Source organism: Lentzea waywayandensis (assembly GCF_900115955.1).
Lineage (GTDB): Bacteria > Actinomycetota > Actinomycetes > Mycobacteriales > Pseudonocardiaceae > Lentzea > Lentzea waywayandensis.
This window is the reverse complement of the sequence record NZ_FOYL01000016.1, coordinates 149,760-164,439: the sequence shown is the minus strand read 5'-3', so window position 1 is coordinate 164,439 and position 14,680 is coordinate 149,760. Positions and strand designations below refer to the sequence as shown.

Here is a 14,680-nt window from a genome sequence, read left to right as displayed (position 1 = left end):
GTGTTCACTTGGAGTTCAGACTTGTTATGACATGTATCGTTGGATGCATGGAGATGCCACTGCACGAGCGCATCGCGGCCGACCTGCGCCGCCGCATCGGCTCGGGTGAGCTTGCCGTCGGCGACCCGGTGCCGTCCGAATCGCAGCTGTGCGCGCAGTGGAACGCCTCGCGCGCGCCGGTCCGGCAGGCGCTCACGTCGCTGCGAGCCGAGGGCATGATCGGCGGTGGCCGCGGCAAGCCCGCGGTGGTGCGCAGGCACACGCTGTCGCAGCCGTTCGAGACGTTCCTGTCGTTCTCCAGCTGGGCCGCGGGCCTCGGGCACGTTCCGGGGCAACGGACCCTGGAGATCGCGCGCCGCCCGGCCGACGCCGACATCGCGGACGCCCTCCAGCTCGACGAGGGCACGCCGGTCGTGCAACTGCTCAGGCAACGGCTGATCGACGGCCGCCCGACGATGCTGGAGCGCACGACGTTCGTGGAACCGGTGGGGCGCCTGCTGTTCGACTTCGACTGCGACAGCGGGTCGCTCTACGCGCACCTGGGCGCCCATGGCGTCGACATGACCGTCGCACGGCACCAGATCGACGCCGTCGCCGCCGACGAGACCGACAGCGAACTGCTGGAAGTCGCGGTGGGAGCGCCACTTCTGCGGGAACGGCGGCGTGCGTCCGGAATGGACGGACGGCCGGTCGAGTACTCCGACGACCGCTACCGCCCGGACATGGTCAGTTTTTCGATCGAGAACTCCCAGCAGGCGCACCCGGCGCTGCTGCGGGACTGGAGGGCGTCGTGAAGGTCGACCTGGTCGTGCTGGACATGGCCGGCACCACCGTGGAGGAGCACGGACTCGTCTACAAGGCCTTGGCGGACACCGTGATCGCGGCCGGCGGCAGCGCTGACGACGTCGGCAGGTGGATGGGCGCCGACAAGTACGAGGCGATCTCGTCGATGCTCGGACGCTCCGAAGTGGACGCCGAGTTCGCCGACTTCCACGAGCGGCTGGCGAAGTACTACGCCGAAACGCCGCCGACGCCGATCCCCGGCGTCCCGGAAGCGTTGGCACACCTGCGATCGAACGGCGTGAAGGTCGCGCTGACCACCGGGTTCGACCGGCCGATCGTGGACGGCCTGCTCGACGTCCTGGGCTGGCGCGAGGACGTGCTGGACGCGGTGGTGTGCGTGGACGACGTGTCCGCCGGCCGCCCGGCGCCGTACATGATCTTCACGGCGATGGAGCTGACCGGCGTCCGGGACGTCCGGCGCGTGCTGACCGCCGGAGACACCGTCCGCGACCTGGAAGCGGGCATGAACGCCGGCGCGGGCTTCGTGGTCGGCGTGCTCAGCGGCAGCCAGACGGCGGAGGAGCTCGGCACCGTCCGGCACACGCATCTGCTGCGCAGCGTCGCCGAGATCCCGGCCCTGCTGGCTTAGGGCGTCTGCGAGTACCACCGACTCCGAGCCGGTGGTACTCGCGGACTTCTAGTCCAGGGCGGCGGTGTGGCGTAGCTGCTCCGGCGTCGGGTCGGTGACCAGCACCCGCAGCGCGTCCGCGAACTGGTCGAAGCGCCGATCGAACTCGGCCAGTTCGCGGGACGGCTCCGCGACCAGCGCCGCCCTGCCCGCCCTGGGCACGGCGGTCGCCAGCGCGTCACGAAGAGGCTGCGCCCGGCGCAACGCCACGAGCAGCGTCCACAGCCGCTGCTGGACCAGGGCGACCTGAACGGGATCACCGGTGACGCGGAGGAAGTCCTCCCGCACGGCCGTGGCGCGACGGCGCTGCGTCGGGCAGGTGAAGTCGGCGGACCGGACGGCCTGCGTGTCCGGCGCCGACTTCGCGAGCGACTCCTCCGACCGGAACCGCCGCACGGGCACGGTCCCTGCCGGGTCCCACATCCACCAGGACGTCATCCGACCAGGTCGTCCGCGTCGACGATCTTGTACGCGTACCCCTGTTCCGCCAGGAACCGCTGCCGGTGCGCCGCGTAGTCGGTGTCGAGCGTGTCGCGCGAGACGACCGAGTAGAAGTGCGCCTGCCGCCCGTCACCCTTGGGTCGCAGGATCCGGCCGAGGCGCTGGGCCTCCTCCTGGCGCGACCCGAACGTGCCGGACACCTGGATGGCGACGGACGCCTCCGGCAGGTCGATGGAGAAGTTCGCGACCTTGGACACCACCAAAGTCCGAAGCTCGCCCTTGCGGAACTGGTCGAACAGCTCCTCGCGTTCCTTGTTCTTCGTCGATCCCTTGATCACCGGCGCCCCCAGCTCCTCGCCCAGCTCGTCCAGCTGGTCCAGATAAGCACCGATCACCAGGGTCGGCTCGCCGGGATGCCGTTCCAGCACCCGCTTGACCACCGGGATCTTGGTCCGGGCCGTCGAACAGAGCTTGTAGCGCTCCTCCGGCTCGGCCGTCGCGTACTGGAGCCGTTCGTTGTCCGTCAGCGTCACCCGGACCTCGGTGCACTCCGCGGGTGCGATCCAGCCCTGCGCCTCGATGTCGCGCCACGGCACGTCGTACCGCTTCGGCCCGATCAACGAGAAGACGTCGCCTTCCTGACCGTCCTCGCGCACCAGGGTCGCCGTCAGCCCGAGACGGCGGCGCGACTGGAGGTCGGCGGTCATCCGGAAGACCGGCGCGGGCAGCAGGTGGACCTCGTCGTAGACGATCAGGCCCCAGTCACGCGAGTCGAACAGCTCCAGGTGCTTGTACTCGCCCTTCGACTTGCGGGTGATGACCTGGTAGGTCGCGATCGTGACCGGCCGGATCTCCTTGCGCTCACCGGAGTACTCGCCGATCTCCTCCTCGGTGAGCGAGGTGCGCGCGATCAGCTCCCGCTTCCACTGCCGCCCCGCCACGGTGTTCGTGACCAGGATCAACGTGGTCGCCTGCGCCTCGGCCATCGCCGCCGCGCCGACCAGCGTCTTGCCCGCGCCGCACGGCAGCACGACGACGCCGGAGCCACCCGCCCAGAACGCCTGCGCGGCCAGTCGCTGGTAGTCGCGCAGCTTCCAGCCGTTCTCCTCCAGCTCGATCGTGTGCGCCTCGCCGTCGACGTACCCGGCGTGGTCCTCGGCCGGCCAGCCGACCTTGAGCAGCAGCTGCTTGAGCCGCCCGCGCTCGCTCGGGTGCACGATGACGGTGTCGTCGTCGATGCGGGCCCCGAACATCGGCGCGATCTTCTTGTTGCGCAGCACCTCTTCGAGCACCGCGCGGTCGTTGGAGTGCAGCACCAGCCCGTGCGCGGGGTTGTTGGCGAGCACCAGCCGCCCGAAGCGGCTCATCGTGTCGACCACGTCCACCAGCAGCGGCTGCGGCACCGGATAGCGGCTGAACCGCACCAGCGCGTCCACCACCTGCTCGGCGTCGTGCCCTGCCGCCCTCGCGTTCCACAACGCCAGCGGCGTCACGCGATACGTGTGCACGTGCTCCGGAGCCCGCTCCAGCTCGGCGAACGGCGCGATGGACGTGCGCGCGTCGTTCGCGAGCGGGTGGTCGACCTCGAGCAGCAGCGTCTTGTCCGACTGGACGATCAATGGGCCATCGGTCACGCCGTCAAGTCTCCCTGACGACGCCAAATGCGTTCGACCAGCGTCAACTGGCGACAACAAGTGTGAGCCGACACACGCAGCCAACACGCGGTGTCGTACGTTCTCGCGCATGAGCACCGAGTCGACTGATCCCGTCGAGCCGCCGGCCGTGGTGACCCCGGTTCCGGAGGAGTCCGAGACCGACGAGTCGCCCAAGAACAACAACTGGCTGAAGTTCGTCATCGTCGGCGTGCTGGCGATCGTGCTGGTCGGCGGCGGCGTGTGGGCGCTGACCGCGCTCAACAGCACCGGCGTCGGTGACTGCGTGAGCGCCTCGCCCAAGGACGTGGACAAGCCGGACGGTGACTGGAACATCTCGTCGAAGAGCTGCGGCGACGTGGATGCCACGCACCGGGTCGCCGCGATGTTGAAGAACGCCGAGGACCAGTGCCCCGCCGAAGGCATCTACGAGCAGATGCAGTCGGACGGCAAGACGATGTGCCTCATGCCGAACCTCGCCGAGGGCAACTGCTACACGTCGAGCGACGACGGCGCCTTCAAGAAGGAGGCGTGCACCAAGGACTCGCCGGTGAAGATCGTGAAGAAGGTCGACGGGCTGCCCGAGGAGGGCACCGTGTGTCCCGAGGGCTCCAGCGAACTGCGGTTCACCGAACCGGCCTCGGTCTACTGCATGGGTGTCCACGAAGGATCCTGATCGGGTGAACTCGGTTGAGTCGACCCCCGTCTGACGCCGATACCCAGGCCATGAAGAAGGTCGGCCTGGGTATCGCCGTTGTCATCGCGCTCGTCCTGCTCGGCGGGTTCGTCGTGAACCAGCTCGGCGACGTGGCCAAGGCGGCCCAGCCCGGCGACTGCGCGCGGATCTCCGGCGCGCTCGACAACCCGAAGTACCAGGCGCTCGACTGCGGTTCGGAGCAGGCGAACGTCAAGATCGCCAAGATCCTCGACTGGAACGAGAAGGCCTGCCCGTCCGGCGGCATGGACTACTCGACGTACACGGGCGACGCCACCCTGTGCCTGATGCCGAACTTCGTCGAGGGCGCCTGCTACGGCCAGAACTCCGACACCGGCATCGCGAAGGTCGACTGCGCCACCAAGGACTCGGTGAAGGTCGCCAAGGTGGTCAGCGGCAAGGCCGACCGCGCCGCCTGCGGGGACTCGCGCGCGGCGGTCTTCCCGGAGCCCGCGATCACCTTCTGCCTGGAGCGCGGCGACCAGAAGCAGTGATCTTCCCGTAAACCGCACCAAGTCCCACCGTCCACGTGGAACGCTGCGCGGCGTGATCATCGACGAGCCGCCCGCGCCCAGGAAGAGCCTCGGGACGCGCGTGCTGACCTACGGCCTCACCCTGGTCGCCGCGGCGGTCGCGATCTACGGCATGACCGAGTTCCTCGCCCCGATCACGGCGCCGAAGACCGGTGAGTGCGCGAACGTCACCGGCTACTCGAACGAGCCGGACCTCGACAGCGTGAACTGCACCTCGTCGAGCGCGAACTACGTGGTCACCGAGTCCGTCTCCAAGTCGAAGAGCTGCGCGAACGCCTACACGGACATGATCACCAGGCGGGCGCAGGACCCGGAGATCAGGATCTGCCTCGTTCCCCTGTGGGAGGAAGGCGCCTGCTATCCGACCGGGTCCTCCCGCATGGAGCTCACGCCGGTGGAGTGCGGAGCGGACGCGTTCAAGGTCACGAAGGCCGTCCGGGACGTGCCGGGGCCGTCCTGCGCGGCGGGTGAGCAGAGGTACAGCTACCCCGAGGTGAAGCTGACCTACTGCGCCGCGGACCAGTAGGCGATCCAAGCGGCCGTAACGTTTCCGTAAAGCCCGAGCGGTTTCCCGCGCCGCGTGGCACTCTCTGCTCCGGCTGTGTCGGGGGGCATGGGCCGTCTGGGGTAATTCGGAAATGAGAGAACCGCATGAGCACGACTGAATCCGCTTCGCCCGCGCCCGCGCCGGAGCCCACGCAGGAGCCCGCGCCGAAGAAGTCGAGCATCGGCAAGCGGATCTTGACCTACATCGTCGGTCTGATCGTCGTCGGTGGCGCGTTCTACGCGTTCAACTACTTCACCAGCGACGTCGCCCAGGCCAAGGTGGGGGACTGCGCCGCCATCACCGGCACGTCGACCAGCCCCGAGTACAAGCAGGTCGACTGCGGTGCCGCCGAGGCGAACTACACCGTCGCCAAGGCCGGTGGCACGAGCGAGGTGTGCGGCGACGGCTACGACGAGTACACGCAGACGCAGCGTCGCGGCCCGAAGACGAAGCTGTGCCTGGCACCGCTTCTCGCCGAGGGCAAGTGCTACGGCGAGAACACCGGCGGGATCGGCCTCAAGGCCGTCGAGTGCTCCGGCGCCAGCACCATGAAGGTGACCAAGGTCGTCAAGGAAGCCGCCGCGCCGCAGTGCGCCGAGGGGGAGCAGGCACTGCCGTACCCCGAGGTCAAGCTCAACTACTGCGTCGGTGCACCCGCGTAACAGCGTTGCACTCGTGAAACCGGAGTCGTGTCCTCTAACGGCTCCGGTTTCGCTGTCTTTCGCGTGACCCATCCGAGAGGAATCCAGTGACCGACCCCAATTACCCCCAGCAGCCAGGGCCCTACGGGCCGCCTCCCGGTGGACAGCCGCAGCAGCCGTACGGCCAGCAGCCGGGCCAGCCGAACCCGTATGGTCCGCCGCCCGGCCAGGGCTACCCCGGTCAGCCCGGACAGCCTGGTCAGCCCGGCGATCCCTACGCTCAGCAGCCCTTCCAGGGCCAGCCGGGACAGCCGGGTGACCCGTACGCCCAGCAGCAGCAGCCCCCGTACGGCCAGCCGGGACAGCCCGGAGACCCCTACGGCCAGCAGCCGAACCCGTACGGCCCGCCTCCCGGCCAGCCCCTGGGCCAGCCGATGCCCTACGGCCCGCCGCCCAAGAAGAGCGGCGCCGGCAAGGTCATCGGTTCGATCATCACCATCGTCGTGCTCGTCGGCGTCGGCATCCTGGTGAAGGTCCTGATCGGCGGCGGCCTGAGCGCCATCACCGAGCCGTCGGCCAAGGCCGGCGACTGCGCGAACGTCACCGGCACGACGTTCAGCCCGAAGTACAAGAAGGTCGACTGCGGCTCGCCCGAGGCGAACTACTTCATCGCCAAGGCCATGAACTCGACGACCGAGGCGTGCCCGAGCGACGACTACGCCGAGTACACCGAGTCCGGCCGGCGCAGCTCGTCGCTGAAGCTCTGCCTCGTGGAGAAGCTCGAAGAGGGCAAGTGCTACGAGGAAGAGCTCGTCAAGATGAACATGGAGGGCATGAAGGTCGTCGACTGCTCGAAGGGCAACAACGAGTTCGCCGTCCAGAAGGTCCTGAAGATCGAGAAGGTCGTCAAGGCGGCCACCGCGGACTGCGGTGAGGCCACTGCGATTTCGTACACCGAGCCCTCACCGGGCATCACGTACTGCGTGACCGCGCTCGGCGGGCAGTGATCGAACGACAAATTGGCGGGCCGGTGACCGGCCCGCCAATTCTCATGCTCGAAAGCAACTAATTCGTCGTGCCTGGCGGCAAAAGCTGCTGCACGTCCAAACGCCCGGACAGCACGTCCTCGGTGTCCATCATGTCGGCGACGCGCTGGAGCCGGATCGGGTTCAGCGACAGCGGGAACGTGCCCACGGACACGAGTGCCGCGGTCGGCTGGTCGACGTCGGCGTAGCTGGTCAGCGAGTCCTGCACGCCGAGCTTGTTGGCCTGCGCGCGCTGCTGCGCCTCGCGCAGCACGTCCCGGAACACCTTCATCGTCTTCGGGTTCGCCTCGGCGAACTTCTTCGACGACGCGTACCCGGACATCGGGAAGTCCAGTGTCGGGCCGCGGGCGGTGTCGGTGAGGATCTTCGCGCCGATCTTGCGTTGCGCCTTCGTGATGAAGGGCTCGATCATGAACGCCGCGTCGACCTGTCCGGCCGTGAGCGCCGCCTCCATGTCCGCGAACGCCATCGGCCTGAACTTGATCTTCTGCTTCTCGACCGCGGCGGTGTCCAGCACGGCACGCGTGGTCAGCGCGCCGATGTCGGTCTCGCTGTTCACCGCGATGGTCGGAGCGGTCTTCTTGCCGGGGTCGTCGTAGTCCGACGACGCGGACGTGACCAGCGCCATCGAGTTCGGACCGGCCTGGTAGGCCTCACCCTGCAACTGCAGTTCGGTGCCCTCGGCGACCGCGCGGAAGAGGCTGACGTGCGTCGCCCACGTGAGGTCGAGCGTGGTGTCCAGCTGCTTGATGGCCTCTGCCTCGTTGGGCTGAGGGACCAGGTTGACCTGCAGACCGGCCTTCTCGAACAGCTTTTCGGTCAGCGCGATCCGCAACGGGGCGACGTCGACGACCGGCAGCACGCCGATGCGGATGACGTTGCGCTCGACGTCCGCGTTGCCGCCGTTCGACGAACTTCCGAACAGGCCGCAGCTCGCGGTCAGAGCACACGTGATGAGCACTGCAGCAAGCCGCAGAGCTTTGGCTCGGGTAGCCATGGCACCTCTCGCCGGTAGGCCTTGAGTAGCATCGATTTGATCAGTGAGTGTCGTTACAGACCTGGTCCTCCGCAGCCCCAACTGGGCGTTCGGACGGAGGTGAGGCATGCCGACAACCGGGGATGTTAACCACCTGAACGTATGAAACGACACCCCATCTCGATACGGTGAGTGCTTCTGGAGACTTCCCCCGAGTAGGGGGTGACCATTACCCTTCCGGCTCGGGTGGCACTGGTCGTAGTAGACCGACGTGTCTTCAGACGGGGTAGGGCGCCTCACCGGGCGAACAACCTCTGTGCTGCAATTCGGCCCGTTTGACGAGTCCATGCTCGGTCCTGGGGAGAGACCGGGACACTGCTGCTGGAAGAGGAAGCCCAGAGTGGCCCGACGTGAGAGAGGTCCCAGCCAGTTTGGCGTGGGTGACACCACACGCTCCGAAAGGCCCGAATCGGGTGACGGACTGGCTGCGCTGGGTAACGGACCGATGAACGTGACACCGGACTCGGTGACGCACGAAGTCGGTGCCGCACCCGGTCCAGGATCTAACCGATCCGCGGGATGGCGCCTGCGCAACTGGCGGCTGCGCACGAAGCTGCTCGCCGTTCTGCTCATCCCGACCGTCTGTGCGCTCGCCCTGGGTGGTCTGCGTGTGCGCAGCGACCTCCAGGCCGCGACGGAGTTCAACAACCTCGCGAACCAGATCCGCCTCGAGACCGCGGTCGCGGACCTGGTGCAGCAGCTGCAGCGCGAACGCGACCTGTCGGTCAGCTACGTCGCGTCGAACAAGAAGGTCGACAGGGTCGTCCTGGAGCGCCAGCTGCGCCGCGTGAACGACACCAGCGAGGCGTTCAGCAACAGGATCGCCGAGCTCAGCTCCGACCTGAACCCGGCTGCCGTCGAGCGGTTCCAGGTCGCGTTCAACCAGCTCAACCGCCTGAACAGCCTCCGCAACTCGGTGCGGGACACGCAGTACCCCGCCGAGGCCGTCCAGCGCACCTACTCGGAGTCGATCGAGACGCTCATCAGCCTCGGTGAGCAGACGATCTCCGAGATCAACGACCCGGAACTGGTGCGACTGCACCTGACCACGAACGCCATCGCGCGCATCAAGGAGCAGGAGTCGCTCAAGCGGGCGATCCTCCTGGACGTCTTCCAGCGCAAGGCGTTCACGCCGTCCCAGCTGCGGTCCCTGCAGGCAGCGGACGCCGAGCTCGAAGCGGCCCGCAACGACTTCCGCAAGTCCGCGACGCCCGACCAGGCCAAGATCTACGACGACACCGTCACCGGCCTGATCGTCGACAACGCGAACGACATGCAGGAATCGGCGATCAACCAGCAGACGGGCGCGAAGGACTTCACGCAGGTCACGCCCGAGAAGTGGGACATCGCCGCCACGCTGACGGTCAACCTGACGCGTGACGTCGAGAACCTGCTGGTCGAGCAGCTGCAGAACAAGACCGACGAGCTGGCCGGCGACACCCGCACCAGGGCGTACGTCGAGTCCGGCATCGTGCTCGCGATCCTCGCGCTCGCGTTGCTGATGGCGCTGTTCGTCGCCCGCTCGATCCTCAACCCGCTGCGCACGCTGCGCCGCACCGCTCTCGACGTCGCCGACCACGGTCTTCCGGACGCGGTCGAGCGGATCCTCGCCGACGCCAACCCGGAGGACGCGGCCAAGACCGCCGTCGAGCCGGTGCCGGTGCACACGCGGGAAGAGATCGGTCAGGTGGCGCGCGCGTTCGACGCGGTGCACGGTGAAGCGGTGCGACTGGCCGCCCAGCAGGCCCTCCTGCGTGACAACGTCAACGCGATGTTCGTCAACCTGTCCCGCAGGTCGCAGGCCCTGGTGGAACGCCAGCTGAACCTGATCGACCGGCTGGAGCAGGACGAGCAGGACCCGGACCAGCTGGCCTCGCTGTTCGAGCTGGACCACCTCGCGACCCGCATGCGCCGCAACTCGGAGAACCTGCTGGTCCTCTCGGGTACGGACCTCTCGCGGCGCCTGACCCGGCCCGTCCCGGCCGCCGAGGTTCTCGGCGCCGCGGTCTCCGAGGTCGAGCAGTACGCCCGCGTGCAGGTCGGCCAGACCCCGGACCTCACGGTCCAGGGTCGCGCGGTCAACGACCTCGTGCACCTCATCGCCGAGCTGCTGGACAACGCCACGGCGTTCTCCGACCCGGTCACCAAGGTCACCGTTCGCACGGCGAAGACCCGCAAGGGCGAGCTGGCGATCGAGATCCAGGACCGCGGCGTGGGCATGGGCGACCAGGAGATCATCGACGCCAACGACCGGCTGGCAGACCCGCCGGACGTCGACGTCGCCGTCTCCCGCCGAATGGGCCTGTACGTGGTCGCGCGGCTCGCCAAGCGCCACGACATCAAGGTCCGCCTGCGCGGCAACGAGGACATCGAAGGCGGCACGACGGCGCTGGTGATCGTGCCGGAGACGCTCATCGCGATCCCCGGCCAGGCACCGATCTCGACCCCGCCGTCGGGCTCCGGTTCGCTCGCTTCCGCGTTCGGCATGTCGCAGCCGGCGCTCGCGCCGGCCCCGACCCCCGCCGAGCACACGACGGAGATCGGCACCACCGCGAACAGGGCCAGCGGCATCGCCGGTGCCTTCGGCGGTGCGACCGGAATCACGCCGCGGATCGACGAGTCGAGCCCGAGCATCCCGGTCAGCTTCGTCCCGAGCGGCCTCACCGACACCGGTGCCGGCGCGACGGCGGTCCCCGTCTACAGCGAACCGCCGATCGAGGACGTGACACCGTCCGAGAGGTGGCGTCGCGACCAGCTGGCCGCGGTGGAACCGGAGGGTTCGTTCGGCGAGCCCACGCTCTTCACGGCCTACGAGGACCGCAACGAGGAAGCCGGCGAGATCTCCTTCGAGCCCGGCTACGAGACCACGCAGTTCGTGCCGATCTCGCCGATCGACGACGAGCGTTCGCCGTCCAACGGCGTTTCGCGCGCCTCGGCCGACGAGGGCCTCCTCGATCTGGGGATGGCACACCGCAACGGGACCTCGGAAGCCTCGCGCAAGCAGATCGAGCACGACCTGGACGCCCCGACGGAACGCCTGCCGATCTACGAGGCGGTCCTGTCGCAGTGGTTCCAGGCCGTGGGCAGTGAGACCTCCGCTTCGGCGGCCCAGCCGGTCCGTGCGGCCGCTGAGGGCGACGCACCGGCGGACACCAACGGACACGTCGAGTCGAGGCTCGGCGGGACCGACAAGGGGTCGGTCGAGTACATCGACGAGCCGCCGACGGTCCCGCCGCTCTCGGACGGGCCCGAACCGGAGCTGCCGACCCGATCCCGCAAGCCTGTTCCGGCGGTGGCACCCACCACCACGTCGGCCGCTGGTCTTCCGGTGCGCACGCCGCGCTCGAAGGTCCAGCCGGCGGTCGAGGAAGTACCCGCACCCGCCGAGCAGGAGCGAGTTGTGGAACCCGAGCCCGTTGTGGAGGAGACTCCAGCGGCGGCAGCTACTTCCGAGTCGGCCTGGCAATCGCCGGCCGATGAGGGATGGCACGCGGCTCAGGCGTTGTTGAACAAGACGCCGGAGACGAAGACCACGGCAGGACTGCCGAAACGGACACCCAAGGCTCAGCTCGTGCCAGGATCTGCTGCACCCAAGCCGCAGTCCCTGACATCGACAGCGCAGCGCCCGCCGCTGCCGCCCCGTACCGCTGACGCGGTGCGCGGACGGATGTCGAGCCTGCAGAGTGGTGTCAAGCGAGGCCGGCACGCATTGATCGAGGCATACGCTGGTGACCAATCGAGCCGGCAGAACGAGGAGCAGGAGTGACGACCGCAGCGCAGCCAGGCAGCTTTGGTTGGCTTATCACCGACTTCGTGCGGAGGGTGCCCGGTGTGGCACATTCCGTTGTGGTGTCCGCGGACGGGCTGTTGCTCGCGGGATCCCAGGGCTTGCCCCGGGACCGTGCAGAGCAGCTCTCCGCGGTCGCGTCCGGACTGGTCAGCCTCACCCAGGGTGCTGCCCGCTGCTTCGAGGCAGGCGGGGTGAACCAGACGGTCGTCGAGATGGAGCGGGGTTACCTGTTCCTCATGTCGATCAGTGACGGTTCTTGCCTTGCCGTCCTGGCGGCACCCAACTGCGACATCGGCCTCGTGGCCTACGAGATGACGCTGTTGGTGGAGAGAGTCGGTCAACAACTCACCCCTGAGCTGCGCGCGCAGCTTCAGGGTGTAGTCCGTCGCTAGACCTCATCTGAAGTTCAGGGGTGAGAACAAATGGCTGGTAGATCTGGCGCTAGAGGCCGAGGCTTCGGTAGGAACTTCAACTACCAGGAGTGGGCTTCTGGTGGGTTCCAGTTCGAAGAGCCTGACGCTATACCCCAAGAACCAGAGGAAGCCGAGGACGCACCCCACGATGAGCGGGTTACAGGGCAAGGGCTAGGCGATATGTCTCAGCGTGAGGTGGACGACTCGTCGTCGTATCCGTACGACGACGTGCCGAACCGATTCGACATAGACGGGTACGGCTCCGGGCTGTTCGGTGGCCCCGGAGCGGACCTCTTCGGCCAGCACGAGATGCCGGATGCCGTACCGGAGCAACTGCCGTACACAACCGGTTCGCATCCGGTGTACAGCACCGGCGGGCAACCGGCGTACAGCACCGGTGCGCAGCCTCAACTGCGTCCGGAGGAGAATGTTTCCGCGGACTCGGGTTCACTGGTGCGGCCCTACACCCGCACCGGTGGACGCACACGACCTGATTACGACCTTGCTATCGAGGCGCTGATCTCGACCAGCGAAAAGGGCCTCGAACGGGATGCCGCAGTTCTTCCCGAGCACAGGTCGATCTGCGGGTTGTGTGTGGACACGCGGTCGGTGGCCGAGGTCGCGGCACTCCTACGCTTGCCACTTGGCGTCGTGCGGGTGCTGATCGGCGACATGGCAAGCATGGGTTTGGTTTTGATTCACCAGGGCGGTCTGGTCGTGGGGGACCGGCCTTCCATGGAATTCCTGGAGAGGGTGCTCAGTGGGCTTCGCAAGCTCTAGTCCCCAGGGCGCCGAGGGCGCACGGAAGCCGACGACGTCTGCCAAGATCGTGGTGGCGGGTGGCTTCGGTGTGGGCAAAACGACGTTCGTCGGCTCGGTGTCCGAGATCGTCCCGTTGACCACCGAGGCGGTGATGACCGAGGCCAGCGCGGGGGTGGACGACCTCTCCGCCACGCCCAACAAGGTCACCACGACCGTCGCGATGGACTTCGGCCGCGTGTCGCTCGACAGCGACCTGATCCTGTACCTCTTCGGTACACCGGGTCAGCACCGGTTCTGGTTCATGTGGGACGACCTCGTACGCGGTGCCATCGGTGCCATCGTGCTGGTCGACACCCGCCGCCTGGCCGACGCGTTCGCCTCGATCGACTTCTTCGACGACCGGCAGCTGCCGTACGTCGTCGGCGTCAACTGCTTCGACGGCCTACTGCACCACAGGCTGGAGGACGTGCGTGAAGCGCTGACGATCGACGAGTCGGTGCCGATCGTGACGTGCGACGCGCGCAACCGGCAGTCGACCAAGCAGACGCTCATCACGCTGGTCGAGCACGCCATGCGCCAGTGGATGTCCGTCCGCGCGGGCTGATCTCCTCCCGCTGGGGACAACTGCAAACATGAACGAGGCGAGCGCCACCTTCGGGTGCGGCGCTCGCCTCGTCGTTGCGGTCTGACTCAGCCTGTTCGAGGTGGGTCCAAGCAGTCGTCCTTTCGCCGTTGGTCGCTGTTAGCCGATGGTCAGGCCGACGCCGACGAAGGCGTCCACGGAGACGTCGCCGCTGCCGAGGTCGACGCTGGCGTCAGCGCCCACCGCGGCACCGGCGTCGACGGTCACCAGGCTGGTGTCCACGCCGACATCGGCTCCGATTCCGAGGCCGGCGTCGACCGCGATGCCCGGACCGACGTGCACGCCTGCTCCGGCATGCGCGTCGATCACCGCTGCCGCGTGCGGGCCCACGTTCACCCAGATCCCGCCGACGTGGATGGCGTTCGCCTTGTCCTCGACGACGGTCTCGGTGGCCACGGCGGGGGTGACCGCGGGAGCCACTGCGGGTTCGACGGCCGGCTCGACAGCGGTCTCGACGACAGCGGGGGCGCGGTCGTCCGCGGCGCTCACGTCGGCAGCGACTTCAGCGTCAGCTACCACCGCGGCGTCCACGTCCGCGTCCACAGCCGCGTCGAGGTCGATGTGGAGATCCGATTCGAAGGCGGCGCCGACGTCCACGCCGGCGCTGACGCCCGCGTCGACCTGGGCCGCGAGCCCAAGAGCGACCTGAATGCCACCGTTGGTCATCACGCTGATGCCGGGACCGGTGTCGAGCGCGACATGGGCCCCGGCGGCGACGTCGAGCATGTCGACGTTGCCGCTCACCCCCACCGTCGCGTTGACGTGGTTGTCCTGCAGCAGGACGAGGATCGGGTCGGCGTTCGCGGTGCCCGTCGAGAACGGCAGGGCGAACGCCAGGGTCGTGACGGTGGCGGCGGCTCTCAAAGCCCACCGGGAGCTGGCCATGTGCGCAGGACCTCCTCGGGTCGATGCGGACGTCTCTCGGGAACGTCCACGTCAATCGACGCTAGGTCGCACACCAGCCACGCAAGGGTGGTCCGGGTTTCCTAC

At 67.9% G+C, this 14,680-nt stretch carries 15 protein-coding genes; 11 read left to right on the top strand and 4 right to left on the bottom strand.

Annotation, left to right across the window (positions count from 1 at the left end):
- The first annotated feature begins 47 nt into the window (after positions 1-47).
- Both BM417_RS40915 and BM417_RS40910 read left to right on the top strand, forming a co-directional pair.
- On the top strand, positions 48-794 hold the full coding sequence (locus BM417_RS40915) for a GntR family transcriptional regulator (protein WP_093605485.1): 747 nt from the start codon (positions 48-50) through the stop codon (positions 792-794).
- The gene (locus BM417_RS40910) at positions 791-1,432 is read left to right on the top strand and encodes a phosphonatase-like hydrolase (protein WP_245822645.1); all 642 of its coding nucleotides are present in this window, start codon (positions 791-793) and stop codon (positions 1,430-1,432) included. The genes BM417_RS40915 and BM417_RS40910 overlap by 4 nt, the downstream gene beginning before the upstream one ends.
- A 48-nt stretch (positions 1,433-1,480) precedes the next feature.
- Here BM417_RS40910 and BM417_RS40905 read toward each other — a convergent pair whose 3' ends face one another.
- On the bottom strand, positions 1,481-1,909 hold the full coding sequence (locus BM417_RS40905; protein ID WP_093605484.1) for a hypothetical protein: 429 nt from the start codon (positions 1,907-1,909) through the stop codon (positions 1,481-1,483).
- The gene (locus BM417_RS40900) at positions 1,906-3,546 is read right to left on the bottom strand and encodes a DNA repair helicase XPB (RefSeq protein WP_093605483.1); all 1,641 of its coding nucleotides are present in this window, start codon (positions 3,544-3,546) and stop codon (positions 1,906-1,908) included. The genes BM417_RS40905 and BM417_RS40900 overlap by 4 nt, the downstream gene beginning before the upstream one ends.
- A 109-nt stretch (positions 3,547-3,655) precedes the next feature.
- On the opposite strand from BM417_RS40900, the gene BM417_RS40895 reads away from it, so the two are divergent.
- From BM417_RS40895 to BM417_RS47285, 5 genes are all read left to right on the top strand, one after another.
- Entirely contained in the window at positions 3,656-4,240 is a 585-nt protein-coding gene (locus BM417_RS40895; protein WP_093605482.1) for an LppU/SCO3897 family protein, read from the top strand.
- A gap of 50 nt (positions 4,241-4,290) precedes the next feature.
- Positions 4,291-4,773, top strand: coding sequence for an LppU/SCO3897 family protein (locus BM417_RS40890; RefSeq protein WP_093605481.1), 483 nt, complete (start codon positions 4,291-4,293; stop codon positions 4,771-4,773).
- 52 nt (positions 4,774-4,825) lie between these two features.
- On the top strand, positions 4,826-5,338 hold the full coding sequence (locus tag BM417_RS40885; RefSeq protein ID WP_093605480.1) for an LppU/SCO3897 family protein: 513 nt from the start codon (positions 4,826-4,828) through the stop codon (positions 5,336-5,338).
- Between the two features lie 125 nt (positions 5,339-5,463).
- A complete protein-coding gene (locus tag BM417_RS40880) occupies positions 5,464-6,021 on the top strand; it encodes an LppU/SCO3897 family protein (protein WP_093605479.1) in 558 nt (185 codons plus the stop codon).
- A gap of 86 nt (positions 6,022-6,107) precedes the next feature.
- Positions 6,108-7,007 (top strand): LppU/SCO3897 family protein, encoded by a 900-nt coding sequence (locus BM417_RS47285; protein WP_143139015.1) that lies wholly within the window; start codon positions 6,108-6,110, stop codon positions 7,005-7,007.
- Positions 7,008-7,065: 58 nt separating this feature from the next.
- On the opposite strand, the gene BM417_RS40870 is transcribed toward BM417_RS47285, so the two are convergent.
- Positions 7,066-8,043 (bottom strand): ABC transporter substrate-binding protein, encoded by a 978-nt coding sequence (locus BM417_RS40870; protein ID WP_093605477.1) that lies wholly within the window; start codon positions 8,041-8,043, stop codon positions 7,066-7,068.
- 484 nt (positions 8,044-8,527) lie between these two features.
- Between BM417_RS40870 and BM417_RS40865 the strand changes: the two genes are divergently transcribed.
- The 4 genes from BM417_RS40865 to BM417_RS40850 all read left to right on the top strand — a co-directional run bounded on the left by BM417_RS40865 (position 8,528) and on the right by BM417_RS40850 (position 13,651).
- The gene (locus BM417_RS40865; RefSeq protein ID WP_245822643.1) at positions 8,528-11,848 is read left to right on the top strand and encodes a sensor histidine kinase; all 3,321 of its coding nucleotides are present in this window, start codon (positions 8,528-8,530) and stop codon (positions 11,846-11,848) included.
- Positions 11,845-12,264, top strand: a complete 420-nt coding sequence (locus tag BM417_RS40860) for a roadblock/LC7 domain-containing protein (RefSeq protein WP_030470879.1) — start codon at positions 11,845-11,847, stop codon at positions 12,262-12,264. The genes BM417_RS40865 and BM417_RS40860 overlap by 4 nt, the downstream gene beginning before the upstream one ends.
- Positions 12,265-12,480: 216 nt before the next feature.
- Complete coding sequence (locus tag BM417_RS40855) at positions 12,481-13,065, top strand: DUF742 domain-containing protein (protein WP_407656211.1); 585 nt, start codon at positions 12,481-12,483, stop codon at positions 13,063-13,065.
- Positions 13,046-13,651, top strand: coding sequence for a GTP-binding protein (locus tag BM417_RS40850; protein ID WP_093605474.1), 606 nt, complete (start codon positions 13,046-13,048; stop codon positions 13,649-13,651). The genes BM417_RS40855 and BM417_RS40850 overlap by 20 nt, the downstream gene beginning before the upstream one ends.
- A 138-nt stretch (positions 13,652-13,789) precedes the next feature.
- Here BM417_RS40850 and BM417_RS40845 read toward each other — a convergent pair whose 3' ends face one another.
- Positions 13,790-14,575: a hypothetical protein gene (locus BM417_RS40845; RefSeq protein ID WP_143139014.1), complete on the bottom strand. Its 786-nt coding sequence runs from the start codon at positions 14,573-14,575 to the stop codon at positions 13,790-13,792.
- Between the last annotated feature and the right edge of the window lie 105 nt (positions 14,576-14,680).

Excerpts from the sequence above, each read along its gene's own strand:
- BM417_RS40915 (WP_093605485.1), top strand. The coding sequence starts at position 48 with ATGGAGATGCCACTGCACGAGCGCATCGCGGCCGACCTGCGCCGCCGC.
- BM417_RS40905 (WP_093605484.1), bottom strand. The coding sequence starts at position 1,909 with ATGACGTCCTGGTGGATGTGGGACCCGGCAGGGACCGTGCCCGTGCGG.
- BM417_RS40895 (WP_093605482.1), top strand. The coding sequence starts at position 3,656 with ATGAGCACCGAGTCGACTGATCCCGTCGAGCCGCCGGCCGTGGTGACC.
- BM417_RS40890 (WP_093605481.1), top strand. The coding sequence starts at position 4,291 with ATGAAGAAGGTCGGCCTGGGTATCGCCGTTGTCATCGCGCTCGTCCTG.
- BM417_RS40880 (WP_093605479.1), top strand. The coding sequence starts at position 5,464 with ATGAGCACGACTGAATCCGCTTCGCCCGCGCCCGCGCCGGAGCCCACG.
- BM417_RS40870 (WP_093605477.1), bottom strand. The coding sequence starts at position 8,043 with ATGGCTACCCGAGCCAAAGCTCTGCGGCTTGCTGCAGTGCTCATCACG.
- BM417_RS40865 (WP_245822643.1), top strand. The coding sequence starts at position 8,528 with ATGAACGTGACACCGGACTCGGTGACGCACGAAGTCGGTGCCGCACCC.
- BM417_RS40845 (WP_143139014.1), bottom strand. The coding sequence starts at position 14,575 with ATGGCCAGCTCCCGGTGGGCTTTGAGAGCCGCCGCCACCGTCACGACC.